Below are 1,712 nucleotides of genomic sequence, written 5' to 3'. Positions count from 1 at the left end.
CTCCGACCCCGGCGACTACCTCATCGGCGAGAAGATCAACATCAACGGCGACGGCACCCCGCTGCGCTACATGGACAAGCCCAGCAAGGACGGCGCGTCCAAGGACAGTTGGTACTCGGGCCTCGGCGGGCTCGACGTGCACTACTCGTCCGGCCCGGCGAACCACTTCTTCTACCTGCTGAGCGAGGGCAGCGGCGCCAAGGTCATCAACGGCGTGAGCTACAACTCGCCCACGGCGGACGGACTTCCGGTCACCGGCATCGGCCGGGACAAGGCCCTGCAGATCTGGTACCGGGCGCTCACCACGAAGTTCACCTCGACCACCAACTACGCGTCGGCCCGCACCGGCACGCTCGCGGCGGCGGGCGAGCTGTACGGCACCACGAGCGCCGAGTACAAGGCCGTGCAGGACGCGTGGGCGGCGATCGCGGTCGGTTCCCGCTCCGGTGGCGGCACCGGCGGCGGAACGTCGTACGAGAGCACGACTTCGGTCTCGATCCCGGACAACGGACCGGCGGTGACCTCGTCGATCACCGTGAGCGGCCGCACCGGCAACGCGCCGGCCAACCTCCAGGTGACGCCGAACATCAGCCACACCTGGCGTGGTGACCTGGTGATCGATCTGATCGGCCCGTCGGGCACCGCGTACCGGCTGAAGAACTTCAGCTCCTCCGACTCCGCGGACAACGTGACCGACACCTACACGGTCAACGCCTCGTCGGAAACGGCCAACGGCACCTGGACGCTCAAGGTCCAGGACCAGGCGGCGCAGGACGTCGGCACGATCAACGGCTGGAAGATCACCTTCCCGTAACCCGCAGTTCAGGGCCCCTGAGGCAGGGCGCCGTCCCGGAGGTGCGACACCTCGGGACGGCGCTCGTTCATCTTTTCGAAACATGAACCAGCCAGTCGACTTTGAGTCAACATCACTTCTGGGTCCTGACATGTACGCGTCGTTGATGACACCCTTCCCTCACCCGCCGCACGAGCACAGCACCATCACTCCCGTTCCGGACGGCAGCCCCACGCCGGCCGGACTCCCCCACATAAGGAGCTTGTGTGACTCCCCGCTACGCACGCCACCAGCGCACCGCTGTGGCCATCGCCACCGCCGTCGCCGCCGGAGCACTGCTCACCACCGGTCTGAGCACCGGCGCCTCGGCCCAGACCCCGGCGGACGCCGCCGGCAGGACGCCCCTCGCCGCCGCCCCCGCCGCCCTGTCCGCGACGGCCCGCACCTCCCTCGTCCGTCAGGCGCAGGCGAACGCCGCCGAGACGGCCCGTCTGATCGGCCTCGGCACCAAGGAGAAGCTGGTCGTCAAGGACGTCGTGAAGGACGTCGACGGCACGGTGCACACGCGCTACGAGCGCACCTACGCCGGCCTCCCGGTCCTGGGCGGCGACCTCGTGGTCCACACCGCGAAGTCCGGAAAGACCGAGGGCGTCACCAAGGCGGCCAAGGCGGCCATCAAGGTGGCCTCCCTCAAGCCGCAGATCACCGTGGCGAAGGCGGAGAAGCAGGCCGTGAAGGCCGCGCAGAGCGCGGGCTCGGAGAAGACCGCCGCCGACAGCGCGCCGCGCAAGGTGATCTGGGCGGCGAACGGCACGCCCGTCCTCGCGTACGAGACGGTGATCGGCGGGTTCCAGGACGACGGCACCCCGAACCAGCTCCACGTCATCACCGACGCCGCCACCGGCAAGAAGCTCTACGA

The 1,712-nt window shown here is 68.9% G+C and carries 1 protein-coding gene and 1 pseudogene; both read left to right on the top strand.

The window, feature by feature from the left end; all coding sequences use genetic code 11:
* Positions 1-814 (top strand): M4 family metallopeptidase (locus tag ACWD5Q_RS35460; RefSeq protein ID WP_451431182.1); only part of this gene is annotated, 814 nt, incomplete at its 5' end.
* 245 nt (positions 815-1,059) lie between these two features.
* A pseudogene (locus tag ACWD5Q_RS35455) lies at positions 1,060-1,712 on the top strand (M4 family metallopeptidase); the annotation flags it as partial.

It is taken from the genome of Streptomyces sp. NPDC002513 (assembly GCF_053595355.1).
This window is presented reverse-complemented; position numbering and strand designations above follow the sequence as displayed.